The sequence below is a fragment of the Microbacterium sp. ZW CA_36 genome, assembly GCF_044987475.1.
In the GTDB taxonomy this organism is placed as follows: domain Bacteria; phylum Actinomycetota; class Actinomycetes; order Actinomycetales; family Microbacteriaceae; genus Microbacterium.
On record NZ_JBJDRL010000003.1, the window covers coordinates 107623 to 123601 of the forward strand.

The 15979-nt window shown below is 70.7% G+C and carries 17 protein-coding genes; 2 read left to right on the forward strand and 15 right to left on the reverse strand.

The window, feature by feature from the left end:
• Position 1: 1 nt before the first annotated feature.
• Both ACI3KX_RS03090 and ACI3KX_RS03095 read right to left on the reverse strand, forming a co-directional pair.
• A complete protein-coding gene (locus ACI3KX_RS03090) occupies positions 2 to 949 on the reverse strand; it encodes a tetratricopeptide repeat protein (protein WP_404907648.1) in 948 nt (315 codons plus the stop codon).
• On the reverse strand, positions 949 to 2814 hold the full coding sequence (locus ACI3KX_RS03095) for a glycosyl transferase (RefSeq protein WP_404907650.1): 1866 nt from the start codon (positions 2812 to 2814) through the stop codon (positions 949 to 951). The genes ACI3KX_RS03090 and ACI3KX_RS03095 overlap by 1 nt, the downstream gene beginning before the upstream one ends.
• A 178-nt stretch (positions 2815 to 2992) precedes the next feature.
• Between ACI3KX_RS03095 and ACI3KX_RS03100 the strand changes: the two genes are divergently transcribed.
• Positions 2993 to 4060, forward strand: a complete 1068-nt coding sequence (locus ACI3KX_RS03100) for an AI-2E family transporter (protein ID WP_349427346.1) — start codon at positions 2993 to 2995, stop codon at positions 4058 to 4060.
• Between the two features lie 39 nt (positions 4061 to 4099).
• On the opposite strand, the gene ACI3KX_RS03105 is transcribed toward ACI3KX_RS03100, so the two are convergent.
• The 9 genes from ACI3KX_RS03105 to rpsB all read right to left on the reverse strand — a co-directional run bounded on the left by ACI3KX_RS03105 (position 4100) and on the right by rpsB (position 10831).
• Positions 4100 to 4825 carry an alpha/beta hydrolase gene (locus tag ACI3KX_RS03105; RefSeq protein WP_404907652.1) on the reverse strand — a complete coding sequence of 242 codons (726 nt, stop codon included), beginning with the start codon at positions 4823 to 4825 and terminating at the stop codon, positions 4100 to 4102.
• A gap of 1 nt (position 4826) precedes the next feature.
• Positions 4827 to 5111: a hypothetical protein gene (locus ACI3KX_RS03110; RefSeq protein ID WP_404907654.1), complete on the reverse strand. Its 285-nt coding sequence runs from the start codon at positions 5109 to 5111 to the stop codon at positions 4827 to 4829.
• A gap of 3 nt (positions 5112 to 5114) precedes the next feature.
• Positions 5115 to 5876 carry a lytic transglycosylase domain-containing protein gene (locus tag ACI3KX_RS03115; protein ID WP_349427343.1) on the reverse strand — a complete coding sequence of 254 codons (762 nt, stop codon included), beginning with the start codon at positions 5874 to 5876 and terminating at the stop codon, positions 5115 to 5117.
• A gap of 58 nt (positions 5877 to 5934) precedes the next feature.
• Entirely contained in the window at positions 5935 to 6498 is a 564-nt protein-coding gene (locus ACI3KX_RS03120) for a DivIVA domain-containing protein (RefSeq protein WP_363357235.1), read from the reverse strand.
• Complete coding sequence (locus ACI3KX_RS03125; protein WP_363357234.1) at positions 6495 to 7538, reverse strand: phosphatidate cytidylyltransferase; 1044 nt, start codon at positions 7536 to 7538, stop codon at positions 6495 to 6497. The genes ACI3KX_RS03120 and ACI3KX_RS03125 overlap by 4 nt, the downstream gene beginning before the upstream one ends.
• 9 nt (positions 7539 to 7547) lie before the next feature.
• Positions 7548 to 8102 carry a ribosome recycling factor gene (frr, locus tag ACI3KX_RS03130; RefSeq protein WP_349427340.1) on the reverse strand — a complete coding sequence of 185 codons (555 nt, stop codon included), beginning with the start codon at positions 8100 to 8102 and terminating at the stop codon, positions 7548 to 7550.
• Between the two features lie 52 nt (positions 8103 to 8154).
• Entirely contained in the window at positions 8155 to 8874 is a 720-nt protein-coding gene (gene pyrH / locus ACI3KX_RS03135; RefSeq protein ID WP_331911736.1) for a UMP kinase, read from the reverse strand.
• 84 nt (positions 8875 to 8958) lie between these two features.
• Positions 8959 to 9786, reverse strand: a complete 828-nt coding sequence (gene tsf / locus ACI3KX_RS03140) for a translation elongation factor Ts (protein WP_349427339.1) — start codon at positions 9784 to 9786, stop codon at positions 8959 to 8961.
• 103 nt (positions 9787 to 9889) lie between these two features.
• On the reverse strand, positions 9890 to 10831 hold the full coding sequence (gene rpsB, locus ACI3KX_RS03145; RefSeq protein WP_349427338.1) for a 30S ribosomal protein S2: 942 nt from the start codon (positions 10829 to 10831) through the stop codon (positions 9890 to 9892).
• Positions 10832 to 11167: 336 nt separating this feature from the next.
• Between rpsB and ACI3KX_RS03150 the strand changes: the two genes are divergently transcribed.
• Positions 11168 to 11737: a peptidoglycan DD-metalloendopeptidase family protein gene (locus ACI3KX_RS03150; protein ID WP_404907657.1), complete on the forward strand. Its 570-nt coding sequence runs from the start codon at positions 11168 to 11170 to the stop codon at positions 11735 to 11737.
• Positions 11738 to 11745: 8 nt separating this feature from the next.
• Here the strand turns inward: ACI3KX_RS03150 and ACI3KX_RS03155 are convergent, their stop codons facing one another.
• The 4 genes from ACI3KX_RS03155 to ACI3KX_RS03170 all read right to left on the reverse strand — a co-directional run bounded on the left by ACI3KX_RS03155 (position 11746) and on the right by ACI3KX_RS03170 (position 15932).
• Positions 11746 to 12651 carry a tyrosine recombinase XerC gene (locus ACI3KX_RS03155; protein WP_404907659.1) on the reverse strand — a complete coding sequence of 302 codons (906 nt, stop codon included), beginning with the start codon at positions 12649 to 12651 and terminating at the stop codon, positions 11746 to 11748.
• A 208-nt stretch (positions 12652 to 12859) separates the two neighbouring features.
• The gene (gene dprA / locus ACI3KX_RS03160) at positions 12860 to 14047 is read right to left on the reverse strand and encodes a DNA-processing protein DprA (protein ID WP_404907661.1); all 1188 of its coding nucleotides are present in this window, start codon (positions 14045 to 14047) and stop codon (positions 12860 to 12862) included.
• Positions 14044 to 15567: a YifB family Mg chelatase-like AAA ATPase gene (locus tag ACI3KX_RS03165; protein WP_404907662.1), complete on the reverse strand. Its 1524-nt coding sequence runs from the start codon at positions 15565 to 15567 to the stop codon at positions 14044 to 14046. Before ACI3KX_RS03165 ends, dprA begins: the two co-directional genes overlap by 4 nt.
• Positions 15564 to 15932, reverse strand: coding sequence for a YraN family protein (locus ACI3KX_RS03170; protein WP_404907664.1), 369 nt, complete (start codon positions 15930 to 15932; stop codon positions 15564 to 15566). The genes ACI3KX_RS03165 and ACI3KX_RS03170 overlap by 4 nt, the downstream gene beginning before the upstream one ends.
• Between the last annotated feature and the right edge of the window lie 47 nt (positions 15933 to 15979).

Below are 15979 nucleotides of genomic sequence, written 5' to 3' on the forward strand. Positions count from 1 at the left end.
CTCAGAACAGCAGTGAAGCGAGGCGACCGCGTGCCGCGATGACGCGCGGGTCGCCATCGCCCACGAGCGCGAAGAGCTCCAGGAGGCGCTCCCGCACGGGTGCGCGCTCGTCCGCGGGCAGCTGCGAGAACAGATCGAGCAGGCGGCCGAATGCGTCCTCGACGTGCCCACCCGCGATGTCGAGATCGGCGACCGTCAGCTGCGCGGGGATGTCCTGGGGAGCGGATGCGGCGGCCGCACGTGCCGCCTGGAGGTCGACGTCCTGCACGCGGAGCAGAAGCTGCACCTGTCCGAGCCCGGCACGCGCCTCGGCGTCGCGGGGGTTCTCCACGAGCGCCTTCTCGTATGCGGTGACGGCGCGCGCGTAGTCGCCCTCCTCGATGGCCTCGAACGCCTCGGCATGCAGCGGCGGGAGCGCGGGCTCATCGGGTGTCTCCTCCGGCGCCTCGCCGTCGGCGGCGACCGTGCCGGTCACACCGTTCTGCGCCGCGAGCTGGAGGAGCTGCGCGAACACCTCGCGCACCTGCTGCTCGGGAACGGCCCCGGTGAACATCTGCACCGGCTGCCCGGCGACGAGCGCGACGACCATCGGGATGGACTGCGCGCGGAACGCCTGCGACAGCTGCGGATTGGCGTCCACGTCGACCTTCGCCAGCACGAGGCGGCCGCCGAGCTCGAGGACGACCTTCTCGAGGATGGGGCTCAGCTGCTTGCACGGGCCGCACCATTCGGCCCAGAGGTCGACGACCACCGGAACGGTGCGCGACAGCTCCAGCACCTGCGGGAACGTCTCATCGGTGACGTCGAGCACGAGGGCCGGGACGACGGCCCCGCTGCCCGCGGGGGTCTCCTCACCGGGCGCGGCCGGCCCTGTGGACGCAGGGCGATTGCGGAGAGTGGACAGGTCGACGGCACCACGCAGCGAGGCGCCCAGAGTGGGATCGGTCACTACAGAATCTTCGCATCGAGAATGTCGGATGAGTAACCGAGCAGGCGGATCTTCTCATTCGAACCGGCATTCGGCACGTAGAAGAACACCTGGTCGCTGAACGTCGTCTCGAAGCCCGTGGCGGACTGGTCGGCGCCGGCCAGCGTCTTGACCGTCCGGTTGTTCTCCACCTTGATGACCGCATCCGCGTTGGTCGGCTTGGCCGTGTCGACCTCGTTGATGTTCACGGCCACGATCGCCCCGCTCTCGACCGTCTGCAGCGCGAACGGCGTCTGCGGCCCGGCGACCGCACTGAACTCGAGGGTGCCCGTGGACGCGCCGGAGTTGGCGGTCTGGTTGAACTCGTCGCGCCGTCGCTGCCGGTCTGCGGCGATGCTGGCGCGGAGCTGATCGCCGTCGGCCTCGAAGAGGTCGTAGTACTCGCTCTCCGCGTCCTTGCTGATGACGTCTGCGTACGCGGCGGCCACCTGATCGGGCGGCAGTACGAGGAACGGCGAGTCGGGCTCGACCGCCGCCGCACCGATGTAGGCAGGGGCGAGATCCGGGATAGCGGTCGACGCCTCCAGGCTCCCGACATACGAGAGCTTGTACTCCGACCACTGATCCTGCTGGGTCAGCACCATGATGCTCGAGGTCTTCGACTCTTCGTCGTCGGCGATGGCGATCACCGAACGGGGCCACGCGTCGTAGGCCTGCGGCAGGATGATCTCCAGCGGCTTCGCAAGAATCGGCGCGGGCGCGGGATAGTCGCCGAGGGCCGAACGGAGCTTGTAGTTCGTGTCGCGCGCAGCCAGGGCTGCACCCTCCAGGCGTGTGTCGGCGAGGTCGCCGTCCATCGCCGCGTCGGCGTCCGCCACGGTGGCCGAGATGCGCGTGAGGATCCGCTCGGCCTGCGCCTTCGTCACTGCAGGCGCCTGCTGGCCGTCGGGCGCGATGACCGTCGCGGTCGGCGTGGGGGTCGGCGATGGGCCGAGCTGCGGCCAGGCGTCGGCGGAGCAGCCCGTGAAGAGCAGCGCCGAGACGGCGACGACCGGCAGGAACGCGAACGCGCGGCGCCCGCTCGAGACCGCCCGGCGCGTACGAGCCGAGCTGCTGATCACGCCCTTGTCGTCGCCGTCGATCGCGATGTCGATCGGCTCGGTCACCGGCAGCGGCAGGCCCTTGCGGCGGGGTCCGCGCTTCCGACGGGCATGACGGATGCCGAGGATGTAGAGGAACACGCCCGCGGCCATGAGGATGCCGCCGCCGACGATGAGCGGACCCGCCCAGGGGGTCGAGGTCTGCAGGGGCCAGGTCACAGTCACCCTGCTCGGTGCGGGTGCGGTGCCGTCGGAGGCGACGAGCACGCTCATCTCCTCCGGAAGCTGGAGCGGCGCGATCAGGAGATCCTTCTGCTGATACTCGTCGAGCCACAGGTCTGAACCGACCGGGCTGCGGCCCGCCGCGTCGGTCGCGGCATCCGTCGACGCGTCAGCCGCAGCGTCGTCGGTCGCGGAGCCGTCCGCGGGGGCGTCTGTCGCGGGGTCGGCGATCGCGTCGATCTCGGGCTCGACGACCACGGTCTCGACCTCGCCGTCACCGGCCAGCGTGACGTGGGTGTACGTGGTGTCGGACAGCCACGCCTCCATGTCGGCCGTCCGCCCGTACGAGGCGTAGATGTCGCCCTCGGTCTGGGCACGAAGTGTCTGGGTACCCGGCATCTGATTGAGCACGGCGCCGTCGATGAGGAGGTAGGGAGTATCCTCCTCGACCGAGATCGCCGTGGTCTCGGTCCTGGGACCCTGGAAGATCGTCCGCTGGGCGATGCCCGCCCCGATCATCACGGTGGCGAGCACGAAGGCCGCCACGGCCCATACGAAACGCACGAAGAACACCTTTCCCGGGCGCGCAGACGCAGCGCAACCCTTCGATTCGACGTTTCAGACTAGCGGGAATGACCTGTGAGGCGCGTGGGAGGGACCATTCCACGGCCTGGGCGCTCGGCATGCGTATCCTGGGCGGACACAACGCATCGACGGGAAGTCGATCGGCAGGGGGACCTCGATGAAGCTGCACAGCCCGTTCCGCACCGCGCTGCTCGCGACGCTCGGTGTCGGCTTGGGACTGCTGCTCATCGGCAGCATCCAGAACCTCCAGACGATCCTGCTCTACGTCGGCACCGCGCTGTTCCTCTCGCTGGGCCTCGACCCGATCGTCGCGTGGCTCGAGCGCCGCAAGCTGCCGCGCTGGGCGGCGGTGCTCATCACCATTCTGGGCGTGCTCGCGGTGTTCGCCGGGATCATCCTCATGATCGTGCCGATCATCGTGCAGCAGATCGGTCAGCTGGTGACGACGATCGAGGAGCTCGCCGGCGAGGGGATGTTCGACGATCCGGTCGGCGCGATCCAGGACTGGCTGCACGGGGTGTTCCCGGCGCTGGACGTCGACGAGGTCTGGGCCTACATCGAGGACTGGTACGCGTCCCTCGACGTCGGCGCGATCGGCAGCGAGGTCGGCGGCAGCATCATCACGATCGTCGGTGCGCTCATCGCGGGCTTCGCGGGCGCTTTCATCGTGCTGATCCTCACCATCTACTTCACGGCGTCGACTCCGAGCCTGAAGCGCTCGGTCTACCAGCTGGTCCCGGCCTCGAAGCGGGCGCGGTTCATGGACCTCGGTGAGCAGATCACCGACTCCGTCGGCTACTACGTCATCGGCCAGGTGACGCTGGGTCTCATCAACGGTGTGCTGAGCGCGATCTTCCTGTCGATCATCAAAGCGCCGTTCCCCGCGGTGCTCGCCGTGATCGCGTTCTTCTTCTCGCTGATCCCGCTGGTCGGCACCCTGACCGGCTCCATCATCATCGTCCTGACCTGCCTGGTGGTGGGCTCCCCCACGACCGCGCTCATCGCGGCCATCTACTACCTGATCTACATGCAGATCGAGGCGTACGTGATCTCGCCGCGCATCATGGGGCGGGCCGTCTCGGTCCCTGGAGCGGTCGTCGTGATCGCCGCCCTCGCGGGCGGATCACTGCTGGGCCTGCTGGGCGCCCTGGTCGCCATCCCCGTGGCTGCGAGCATCCTGATCATCTACCGTCAGGTCGTCATCCCGCGCCAGAACGAGCGCTGAGGCGGGTCCGGTCCAGCCCGGGCCCGTGGGTGCGCACGGTCACGCGTCGACGACGGGTCCGTCCCACTCCAGTGGCAGCGGCAGCGCGTCCGGATTGACGGCCGCCACGATCTCGGTCAGCACTCGACGGGTCTGGTTCTCCCCCACCCACAGGTGCTTGCCGCCCTCGACCGGGATCAGGACCGCCTCGGGCACGCTCGCGAAGCGCTCGGCCGCGGCATCCGGTCGGAGATAGTCGTCGAGCTCCGGAACCAGCACGATCAGGCGTCTGTCGTCGCCCGCCCACGCCGCGATCTCTTCCGAGGTCGCGCGGTGCAGCGGCGGCGACAGCAGGACGGCCCCCTCGACCGCGTGATCGCGCCCGTACTTCAGCGCGAGCTCGGTGCCGAACGACCATCCGACCAGCCACGGCCGCGGCAGACCTCGGGTGTGCACGAAGTCCATCGCCGCGGCGACATCGAAGGCCTCGGACCGGCCGCCGTCGAAGGCGCCCTCGCTCGTGCCCCGCGGTGAGGTCGTGCCCCGCGTGTTGAACCGCAGCACCGCGAGATCCGCCAGCGCGGGAAGGCGCCCGGCCGCCTTGCGGATGATGTGCGAGTCCATGAATCCGCCGGCCGTCGGCAGGGGATGCAGCGTCACGAGGGTTGCGACCGGCTCCCGGTTCTCGGGCAGGGCGAGCTCGCCGACGAGCGTCAGCCCGTCGAGCGTCTCGAGCTCGACGTCCTCGCGCCGGGCGGGCAGCAGCATCGGTCCGCGGATCTCCATGTCATGCCACCTTCCAGCAGTGCTGATGCCAGTGCCGACGCGCGGCGAGATCCGCGGCATCGCCCAGCACCCCGTCGGCGCGCCAGGCCACCAGATGCGCGACACCGATGTCGACCTGGCGCCCGCAGCCCGGGCACGTGTAAGGCTTCTGCGCCTGGGCCGCCGAGACCGGCTGCACGACCCATTCCACACCGCGTCGCATCTCGCTGCGCTTCCAGCCGGCGAGGAGTCGCTCGAAGGACTCGTCGCCGCTCGAATCAGGACGGCGGCGGTTCGATCGGGGCACGGCTCAATACCAGCCCGTGCGCTGCGAGTGGTCCCAGGCACCGCACGGAGTCCCGTAGCGCCCGCCGATGTAGCCCAGGCCCCAGGTGATCTGGGTCGCCGGGTTGGTCTCCCAGTCGGCACCCGCGGTCGCCATCTTGCTGCCCGGCAGCGCCTGAGGGATGCCGTAGGCGCCGCTGCCGGCGTTGTAGGCGTTGACCCGCCAGCCGGATTCCTTGTTCCACAGTGCGACCAGGCAGGCGAACTGGTCGTCGCCCCAGCCACGGGCGAGCACCATGTCGTAGGCGATGGCCTGCGCGGTGCCGGGGTCGGGCGTGACGAACGGAGGCCGCCAGCCGCTGGACGCGGACTTCGATGCCGTCGTCGGCGCCACGGTCGGGGTGGGCTTGGGCTTCACATACACGGAGTAGCCGCCGCGGTCGAGCGCTGCAGGCTCCGCGACCTGAGCGCTGCCGTCGCCGCTCAGGGACTGCACGTCGTCGAGCGAGCTGGCGTACAGCGAGACCTGCGACTCCTCTTCGGCCGTGGCCTGGGCGAGCGCGAGGCCGGTCGGACCGATGTAGGCGACCACGAACCCGAGCACCGCGAAGGCGGCGAAGCCTCCCAGCACACCGCGGCGACGTGACCACCGGGCAGAGGAACCGGCCGCGCGTGCAGGCGCCGACGGCGCGGCTGATGCCGTCGAGACGACGCGTCCCGCGGCCCGGGTCGACACCTCGTGACGACGGGCGCGCCTGGTCGGGTTCAGCTCGTTTCCGGAAGTCACAGTGCCCCGATTCTCGCATACCGGCACGAGGGCGTGCCATCCGCGACACCCGTGCGTGTCACTTCACCGCGAGCATCACCTCGACGACCGCGTCGAGCACGGCATCCACCTGCGTCTCGCGGTAGCCGCCGCGCTGCATGCGGAACGCGACCGCGCGCACCTGCTCCACCGTCACCGAGTCGCCGGTCTCGAGAAAGCGCGCGAGCTTGTCGGTGACGAGGTCCACCTCGGCGACCCGGTAGCCGTAGCGCAGCCGGGACACCCGGTCGAAACGGCGCCCGGTGGGACGCGACAGTCGATCCAGCACCTCCTGCGCGAGCTCCCGGGTGTGGCCGACCCATGCGCGGGCGCCTGCGGCCGCCATCGCGGACGCGCGCTCACGTGCAGCGAACGCGTCTTCGATGCGACCGAGCGCGGCATCGACCGACGCGATCGCGTACCCGTGCCGCACGAGCGGGAATGCCACCTGGCGGACGTCGGCCGATGTGAGGGACTCGCTGCCCTGCTCGAACGACGCGCGGGCGCGAGCGAGGAACTCGTCGACCGGCTCCTTGTCGTAGCCCTTCTCGCGCCCTCGGGCCTCGGGGAAGGATGTCCGGGAGGTCGTCTCGGATGCCGTCATGATGCCACCAGCGGAGTGAAGAGGTAGTAGAGGGACAGCGCCGCCACGACCGACAGCAGGATCGAGTCGAGTCGATCGAGGACGCCGCCGTGACCGGGCAGCCAGGAACTCATGTCCTTGATGCCGAGATCGCGCTTGATCATCGATTCTCCCAGGTCGCCGACCGTGGCGGTGGCGAGGATCAGGATGCCGAACACCGCGCCCATCCACCACTCGAGACCGAGCATGAACATGCCGACCAGCACGCCGGCGATGGTGGCCGCCGCCGCGGCGCCGGCGAAGCCCTCCCACGTCTTCTTGGGGCTGATGCGGGGAGCCATCGGATGCTTGCCCAGGGTGATGCCCGCGATGTACGCGCCGGTGTCGACGGCGACCGCAACGATGATGAACGACAGCACCCACCACTCGCCGCCGTCCTTGCTCAGCAGCACGAGGCAGAGACTCGTGAGGAACGCCACATACAGCTGCAGGAAGGTGGCGATCAGCACATCCCCGAGCACGGCGGAGTACACGCGGCCGTCGTGGGAGGCCATCTGCGCGACCAGCCGCCAGACCACCAGGAACGCCAGGACCACGAACAACAGCACCCACTGCAGCCACGCGTCCACGAAGTAGGCCGACAGCACGACGACGGCACCCGCGACGAGCTGCGGGACCAGATCGACGCGGCGTCCGCTGGCGATCAGCGCGCGGGAGAACTCGAACATCGCGAGCAGCGCTGCCGCCAGGGCGAACGGGACGAACGCCCACTTCACGAAGATCAGCGAGCCGAGCAGGGCGACCCCGATGGCCAGCCCGATCAGGGTCGCGACGATGAGGTCGCGCCCCGTGCGCTCCTTGATGCGCTCGTTCGCCTCCTCGAAGTCCGCCTTCGCCTGCGCGACCTGGCTCTCCAGCTCACTGCGCGCAGCGCGCAGATGGGCCTGCAGCGCCGGCGGGGTGTCGTGTGCCTCCGCGGCACGCCGTGCGTCGCCCGCTTCGCGCCGCGTCTGCGGAGAAGCGGCCTCTTCGCCGCGCGGCGGGTCCGGTGCGTCGGTCATGGGCAGACCTCAGACTTCGAGGAGCTCGGCCTCTTTGCGCTTGAGCGCGTCGTCGATCCCGTCGACGTGGGCGCGCGTCAGCGCGTCGAGTTCCTTCTCGGCGCGGGCGAGCTCGTCCTCGCCGACCTCGCCCTTGAGGGCATCGATGTCGTCCTTGGCCTTGCGGCGGATGCCGCGCACATGCACCTTGGCATCCTCGCCCTTGCCGCGCACGAGCTTGACGTACTCCTTGCGACGCTCCTCGGTGAGCTCCGGCATCGTGACACGCACGAGGTTGCCGTCGTTCGTCGGGTTCACCCCCAGGTTCGGGATGTCGCGGATCGCCTGCTCGATCGCCTTCAGCGCCGACTTGTCGTACGGGGTGATGAGGAGGGTGCGCGCCTCGGGGTTGTTGATCGACGCGAGCTGCGCGAGCGGCGTCGGGCTGCCGTAGTAGTCGACGAGGACCTTCTGGAACAGCTGCGGGTTCGCGCGTCCGGTGCGCACCGTCGCGAAGTCCTCCTTCGCACCCTCGACAGCGCGGTCCATGCGCACTCCGGCATCGGCCAAGACGTCCGCGATCACAGTGTCTCCTTCAGGTAGATGGGGCTGGTCAAGTGTATCGGCGGCAGCGTCGTCACGCCGTGACGAGCGTGCCGATGGGCTCGCCGAGGAGCGCCTTCGTCACGTTGCCCGCCGGCTCCATGCCGAACACCCGCATGTCCATGCGGTTGTCCATGCAGAGGCTGAAAGCGGTCGAGTCGACGACCTTGAGGCCTCGCTGCAGCGCGTCGAGGTACGTGATGCGATCGATCAGCGTGGCCGAGGCATCCTTCTTCGGGTCGGCCGTGTAGACCCCGTCCACGCCGTTCTTCGCGACGAGGACCTCCTGCGCGTCGATCTCGAGCGCTCGCTGGGCGGCCACGGTGTCGGTGGAGAAGTACGGCAGGCCTGCGCCGGCGCCGAAGATCACGACCCGGCCCTTCTCCATGTGCCGCTCTGCGCGCCGTGGGATATACGGCTCGGCGACCTGGGTCATCGAGATGGCCGACTGCACGCGCGTGGCGGCGCCCGCCTGCTCGAGGAAGTCCTGGAGGGCCAGGGCGTTCATCACGGTGCCCAGCATGCCCATGTAGTCGGCGCGACCGCGGTCCATGCCGCGCTGGCTGAGCTCGGCGCCGCGGAAGAAGTTGCCGCCTCCGACGACGACGGCGATCTCGACGCGGTCGACCGCCGCGGCAATCTCCTGCGCCATCTGGCTGACCACGTCGGGGTTGACACCCAGTTGCCCCCCACCGAACGCCTCGCCGGACAGCTTCAGAAGGACGCGGCGGCGCCCGGTGTTCTCGTTGATCACTGTGGTCCTCTCGTCTACGACAAACTACCGAAGGGCATGAGAAAAGGCCCGCATCGGATTGCCGATGCGGGCCTTCTCAATGGATCAGGCGCCGACCTTGTAGCGGGCGAAGCCCGTCAGGGTCAGACCGGCGGCCTTCGCGACCTGCGCGACCGACTGCTTGTTGTCCTTCGCATAGTCCTGGTCGAGAAGCGAGACCTGCTTGAAGAACGCGTTGACGCGGCCCTCGACGATCTTCGGAAGAGCCGCCTCGGGCTTGCCCTCGTTGCGCGAGATCTCGGTGACGATCTCGCGCTCCTTGTCGACATCCGCCTCGGGGACCTCGTCGCGCGACAGGTACGAGGGGTTGGCGAACGAGATGTGCTGCGCGATGCTGCGCGCCGTCTCGGCGTCGTCGCCCGAGTAGGCGAGCACGACGCCCACCTGCGGCGGCAGGTCCTTGCTGGTCTTGTGGAGGTAGATCTCGAAGTTGTCGCCCGAGAGCGTGCTCACACGACGCAGCTCGACCTTCTCGCCGATGATGGCGGCCTCGTCCGAGATGAGCTCGGCGACCGTCTGCGTGCCGGCGGGCGCGGCCAGCGCAGCCTCGGCCGAGTCGGCGTGAGCGGCAGCGGCAGCGTCGAGCACCTTGTCGGCGAGGGCGATGAAGCGCTCGTTCTTCGCGACGAAGTCCGTCTCGGTGTTGAGCTCGATGATCGTGACCTGACCGTCGACCTCCTTGGCCGCGACCAGTCCCTCGCTCGTGGAGCGGTCGGCGCGCTTGGCGTTGCCCTTCGCGCCCTTCAGACGCAGGATCTCGACGGCCTTCTCGAGGTCGCCGTCGGCCTCCTCGAGCGCCTTCTTGGTGTCGACCATGCCGGTGCCGAGCTGCTCGCGCAGGGCCTTGATGTCGGCGATCGTGAAGTTTGCCATGGGTGGCGGCTCCTTGATTCTCGTGAGTTCTCGTGGATGCCTCGGCGGGACCGTCCAGCCGTGGGGCCAGGACGATCCCGCCGAGGCGGAGTGTGAGTGAGGCTTACTCGGCGGGGGTCGCCTCGGCGACCTCGGCAGCGTCAGCGGCCTCAGCGGTCTCGACGACCTCATCGGTCTCAGCGGCGACAGCGGTCTCGACGGCCTCAGCAGCCTCGGCGCCGGCCTCGTCGGCGGCCGACTCGGTCGCGATGGTCTCGACCTCGGCGACGTCGGTCTCGACGGGCGCGCCCTGCTCGAGCAGCTCGCGCTCCCAGTCGGCGAGAGGCTCCGCGTCAGCGGTCTCGTCGGTGGGCTGGTGGCGCTGGATCAGGCCCTCCGCGGCGGCGTCGGCGATGATGCGGGTGAGCAGGCCCACCGAGCGGATCGCGTCGTCGTTGCCGGGGATCGGGTACTGGAACTCGTCGGGGTCGGCGTTCGTGTCGAGGATGCCGATCACGGGGATGCCGAGCTTCGACGCCTCGTCGATGGCGAGGTGCTCGCGCTTGGCGTCGACGACCCAGATGGCCGAGGGGGTCTTCTGGAGGTTGCGGATGCCGCCGAGCGACTTGTGCAGCTTGTCGAGCTCGCGCTTCTTGAGGAGGAGCTCCTTCTTGGTGAAGCCGCTCGCGGCCGGGTCCTCGAAGTCGAGCTCCTCGAGCTCCTTCATGCGGGCAAGACGCTTCGACACGGTCGAGAAGTTGGTGAGCAGACCGCCCAGCCAGCGCTGGTTGACGTAGGGCTGGCCCACGCGGGTCGCCTGCTCGGCGATGACCTCCTGCGCCTGCTTCTTGGTGCCGACGAAGAGGATGGTGCCGCCGTGCGCGACGGTCTCCTTGACGAACTCGTACGCCTTGTCGATGTACGTCAGCGACTGCTGCAGGTCGATGATGTGGATGCCGCTGCGCTCCGTGAGGATGAAGCGCTTGACCTTCGGGTTCCACCGGCGGGTCTGGTGTCCGAAGTGCACGCCGCTGTCGAGCAGCTGGCGAATGGTGACGACGGCCATGGCCGTTCTCCTGTTCCGGCGCGTGCGCGCCTGTTGCGGTTGTTCTCGCGCCGGCGTGGAGCCGGCGAGCCTGGTGCCCGGCACATTCCCACCCCGCGCCCGCTCATGAGCGTTCGCAGGGACCGTTGGGAGTGGATGCCGCGCCGTCACCCTCCGTCAGACTCGGGGTGCGTGGCGCTGTGGGCACGCGGAGTCACTCCGACATGCGGAGTGCGCATCCAGTGTATCAGCAGGCGACCGGGCCGAGCCTCCTCCCCCGCAGGGCCAAGGCGACGGTTCTCCACGGGTCCGCGACGGGGGCCATCGCGCCCGAACGGCGTGCGGCATGGTCAGGTGATGCGCACCATCGCCCCGGCTTCTCTCCCGCGATTTCGTGCGGCAGCGGCGCTCGCGCTCGTCGTGTCGATCGCCGCAGTGCCTGTGACGGCGTCGGCATCGAACCCGGATGACCCCGACGGTCCGGCAGGGCGCTCCGCGGACGGCGGGTCGGTTGCTCTCGCGCGCGACTGGCTGTGGCCCGTGGACGCGTTCCGCCTCGAGCGTCCCTTCGTCGCCCCACCCCACGAGTACGGCCCAGGCCACCGGGGCATCGACCTCGCCGTCCTCGGCGAGGACGGCGTCTCCGCCCCCGCGGCGGGCGCGGTCGCCTTCTCCGGCCAGGTGGCCGGACGTGGTGTTCTGACGATCGACCACGGCGATGGACTCGTCTCCACTCTCGAGCCCGTGGAGTCCACACTCGTCGCCGGCGCGCCGGTGGCTGCCGGTGCCGCTGTGGGGCGCGTCTCCGCGGGCGGTCACACCGCGCCCGGCGCGCTGCACCTCGGCGTGCGCCTCGACGGCCGGTACATCAACCCGCTCGTGCTGCTCGGCGGCGTGCCGCGAGCGGTACTCCTGCCCTGCTGCTGAGCGCCCGCTCAGGCGCGCGGGTGGGCGAGACGGTAGGACGCCGCCAGCCGCTCGCTCGAGACGTGGGTGTAGATCTGCGTGGTTCCGAGGCTCGCGTGGCCGAGCATCTCCTGGACGGCACGGAGGTCGGCGCCGCCGTCGAGCAGATGCGTCGCCGCCGAGTGCCGCAGCGCGTGGGGCCCCACCTGAGCGCCGAGTTCGGGCCCGAGCTCGCGAGAGACCAGGTCGTAGACCGCACGAGGTCCGATGCGACCGCCTCTCGCGCCGAGGAACAGGGCGGCCGTCGCAGGCGCGTCGACTCGACGCGCCACGAGCGCGGGCCGGCCGCGCACAAGGTACGCATCGACCGCACGCAACGCGGGGAGCCCGAAGGGGACGACGCGCTCCTTGGAGCCCTTGCCCCACACGCGAGCCGTGCGACGTTCGGGGTCGAGATCGCCGGCGTCCAGTCCGCACAGCTCGGAGACGCGCACCGCGGCCCCGTACAGGAGCTCGAGCATCGCGTGGTCGCGCAGCGCCAGCGGGTCGCCTTCCGCGGCCGCGGACTCGAGCCGCTCGAGGACCCCCGCCAGCGCATCGGCGGTCGCGACTTTCGGCAGCGTGCGGCCGCGCTTGGGCGCGACCAGCCGCAGGCTGGGGTCGGATGCCACGGCGCCCGTCTCGGTCGCCCAGGCGAAGAAGCCGCGTACAGCAGCCGTCCGCCGTGCGATGGTGGCACGGCTGTCGCCCCGCTGCACGGCCTGCCACAGCCAGTCGCGAAGGTTCTCGAGGTCGACGACGGCGAGATCGACATCGCCGCACGCGACGGCCAGCCCGGCGAGGTCCGAGCGGTACGCACGGACCGTCGCCGGCGACAGTCGACGTACCTCCGCCAGGTGGCGCAGGTACGACTCCGCTGCGTCGACGATCTCCACGCCTCCAGCTTGCGCCTCGACGAGGGGTACGCGGCGCTGCGACGCACCGCGCGGTTCGCTCTCCCCCGCCAGCCGAGCGGAGCGCCGGTCACAGAGGGCGGCAGCGTCATCGCGCGACGTCGGCATGGTGAGGCGCTTGACACGGCTGGGGCACTGCCCCCGACCGTGCAGTCCCCACGACAGTGCACTCCCCGCGGCTGCGCGCTCGTCACGCCCCCGCCCGTCGCAACCTCCATCCCTCCGCGCCGGCCTCCACGGATCCGTCGAGCTGCAGCAGACCGAGTACGCCCTCGACGGCGTCGGCCGCCATCCCCGCGCGGCGCGCGATATCGCCGGGCTGTCGCCAGGCGCGCGTGCTCATCGCATCCACCACGCGCGTCGCGTCGCCGGTGTGGCCGGGCATCCGAGCCGCTCCGGCACCGTTCGCAGTGGCCAGTCCCAGCAGCTCACGGACGTCATCCGCCCCGGTGATGCACTGCGCGCCGTACTCGCGGATGAGGCGGTGCGTGCCCGCGGAGGTGGCCGAGGTGATCGGGCCCGGGACCGCGCCGAGCGGCCTCGACAGCGTCGCCGCATGGCCGGCGGTGTTGAGCGATCCGCTGCGCCAGCCGGCCTCCACCACCACCGTCGCCGCCGATAGCGCGGCGATGAGCCGATTCCGCTGGAGGAAGCGCCACTTCGTCGGAGCGGAGCCGCACGCCACCTCGCTCGCCACGACACCGTGCCGGGCGATGTCGTCGATCAGCCCTGCGTGCCCGGCGGGATACGAGCGGTCCGCGCCGCCCGCGAGCAGTGCGACCGTCAGACCGCCCGCCGACAGTGTCGCGCGATGCGCGGACCCGTCGATGCCGTATGCGCCGCCCGACACCACCGCGATGCCGTCACCGGCGAGCTCGGCCGCGAGCTCCATCGCGACATGGTCTCCGTAGCGCGACGCGGCGCGCGCGCCGACGATGGCGACGGAGGCGTCGAGACGGCGGAGGGCGGAGGCATCGCCGCGCACCCAGAGGCACAGCGGCGCGTGCGCCTCGAGGTCATCCAGCTGGGCGGGCCACTCGGGATCGGCCCGCGTCACGAGGCGGACGCCGCGCGCCGCGGCCGTGAGGAAGGAGTCCGCGACCACGCGCGCCGAAAGCCGCGGCAGCCACCGCTTGCGGCCCTCGGCCAGTTCCCGCGGGGTGACTTCTGCCAGCGTCCCCTCGGCCAGCACCGCCTCCAGCGCGGGCGCGGCACCGCGAGCGGCGACGATGCGCCCTGCCACGGAGTCGCCGGGCTCGATCAGGTGGCACCACACCGCGGTCGCGTAGCGCTCACGGGCCGCGTCGGCGCTCTGGTGGACGCCCAGCGGTGCGAGCGCACGCCCCGCGGCGTCGGCGCCCAGGTCGAAAGCGGTCACAGCGCCAGACCCTTCTTCAGGTAGAGCGCCCGCCCGACATGCTCGGCACTCAGCTGCGCTCGCCCGTCGATGTCGGCCAGCGACCATGCGACCCGCAGCACGCGATCGTAGCCGCGCAGCGTCAGCGCACCACGGTGCAGCGCGGCATCCAGCGGGCGGCGGATCACGGGCGGCGGGGCGACCGGTCCCTCGCGGAGCCAGGTCCCCGGCACATCGGCGTTCACTCGCCAGGGCGTTGCCTGCAGCCGGTGACGTGCGCGCGCACGGGCCTCCGCGACCCGATCGCGCGCCGTCGCGGTCGAGATCGTCGGTCCGCGGCCGCGCTGGGCGACGGAGACCCTGGTCAGGGTCAGCTCGATGTCCATGCGGTCCAGCAGCGGCCCGGAGAGCCGGCCGAGGTAGCGGCGGATCGCGGCCGGTGGGCACGTGCAGGTGCCGCCGCGGATCCCGTAGTCCCCGCACGGGCACGGGTTCGTGGCCAGGACCAGCTGGAAGCGTGCCGGGTATCGTGCGTATGCCCCCGCGCGATGGATCGTGATGGACCCGGACTCCAGCGGCTGCCGCAGCGCGTCCAGCGCGCTCGCCGCGAACTCGCCGGCCTCGTCGAGGAACAGCACGCCTTCGCTGGCGCGCGCGATCGCGCCCGGCCGGATGACGCGGGAACCCCCGCCCACGAGAGCCGCGACGCTCGCGCTGTGATGCGGCGCCTCGAACGGGGGCGTTCGTGACAGCTCCATCACGCGCGAGCCAGCGAGGCTGCGGATCGACGCACTCGCGAGCGCCGCACCGTCGTCGAGTTCGGGAAGGATGCCGGGCAGCCGTCGCGCGAGCATGGTCTTGCCGGCACCGGGCGGTCCGCACATCAGCAGGTGGTGCCCGCCGGCCGCTGCGACGATGAGCGCATCCACGGCATCGCGCTGACCGATCACCTCGGCGAGATCGAGTACGGGCTCGGGTGTCGGCTCGTCGTCCGGCAGGGCGACGGGATCTTCGTCGGCGACCTCGACGTCACCGCCGTGCCAGGCCACCACCTGTGCGAGGTTGACGGCGGCGAGCACGTCCATCCCACCGACGAGCGCCGCCTCGGCGCCGTTGGCGTAGGGCACGACGATCCGCCGATGGCCTGCCCGCCGCGCAGCGACCACCGCGGGCAGCACACCGGGGACAGGGCGCAGGCGCCCGTCGAGGCCGAGTTCCCCGATGTGCACGGCCGACGCGACCGAGGCCGCATCCATCGACGACTCGGTCGCGAGAGACGCGACTGCGATCGCGATGTCGAAGCCGGATCCCTGCTTCGGCAGGCTCGCCGGTGACAGGTTCACGGTCAGCCGTCGCCGGGGCAGCGGCGTGCCGCTGTTGGCGCACGCGTTGTGAACGCGCTGCACCGCCTCGCCCAGTGCCTTGTCGGGCAGGCCGATGATGCGGAACTCCGGGGTCTGCTGCGACAGGTCCGCCTCGACCTCGACGCACTCGCCCTCGGCACCGACGAGCGCGACGGCCCACGTGCGCGCGACGCTCACGGCACCTCCACGTCGACGAGGTGTTCCAGGCGAGCCGTCGAGGGCTCCGTGCCCGTGAGCCCGATCGCGTCGATGCGCAACCGGCGCCCCTGCACGAGCTCGCGGTGCTGACTCGCCCATGCGACGCCGAGCCGCCACAGCCGTACGCGCTTGCGCGCGTCGATGGCCTCGAAGGGGTGCCCGAACTCCTCGCCGCGCCGTGTCTTGACCTCGACGACGACCACCGCGGCGCCGTCCGCCACCACGAGGTCGAGTTCGCCCTCACGGCATCGCCAGTTGCGCGCGAGCACCGTGAAGCCCTGGGTCTCGAAGTACCGTGCGGCGCGGTCCTCGCCCGCACGGCCGAGCACGTCTTTGTCTGCCATTCAGGCATCGTCGCGCGCGCGAACCTCGCGCGGACGCGCGGCGGCGG

Bases quoted from the DNA above. Each gene is read 5' to 3' on its own strand.
- ACI3KX_RS03100 (WP_349427346.1), top strand. From the start codon at position 2,993: ATGAAGCTGCACAGCCCGTTCCGCACCGCGCTGCTCGCGACGCTCGGT.
- rpsB (WP_349427338.1), bottom strand. From the start codon at position 10,831: ATGGCCGTCGTCACCATTCGCCAGCTGCTCGACAGCGGCGTGCACTTC.
- ACI3KX_RS03105 (WP_404907652.1), bottom strand. From the start codon at position 4,825: ATGGAGATCCGCGGACCGATGCTGCTGCCCGCCCGGCGCGAGGACGTC.
- ACI3KX_RS03150 (WP_404907657.1), top strand. From the start codon at position 11,168: ATGCGCACCATCGCCCCGGCTTCTCTCCCGCGATTTCGTGCGGCAGCG.
- ACI3KX_RS03125 (WP_363357234.1), bottom strand. From the start codon at position 7,538: ATGACCGACGCACCGGACCCGCCGCGCGGCGAAGAGGCCGCTTCTCCG.
- ACI3KX_RS03170 (WP_404907664.1), bottom strand. From the start codon at position 15,932: ATGGCAGACAAAGACGTGCTCGGCCGTGCGGGCGAGGACCGCGCCGCA.
- ACI3KX_RS03120 (WP_363357235.1), bottom strand. From the start codon at position 6,498: ATGACGGCATCCGAGACGACCTCCCGGACATCCTTCCCCGAGGCCCGA.
- tsf (WP_349427339.1), bottom strand. From the start codon at position 9,786: ATGGCAAACTTCACGATCGCCGACATCAAGGCCCTGCGCGAGCAGCTC.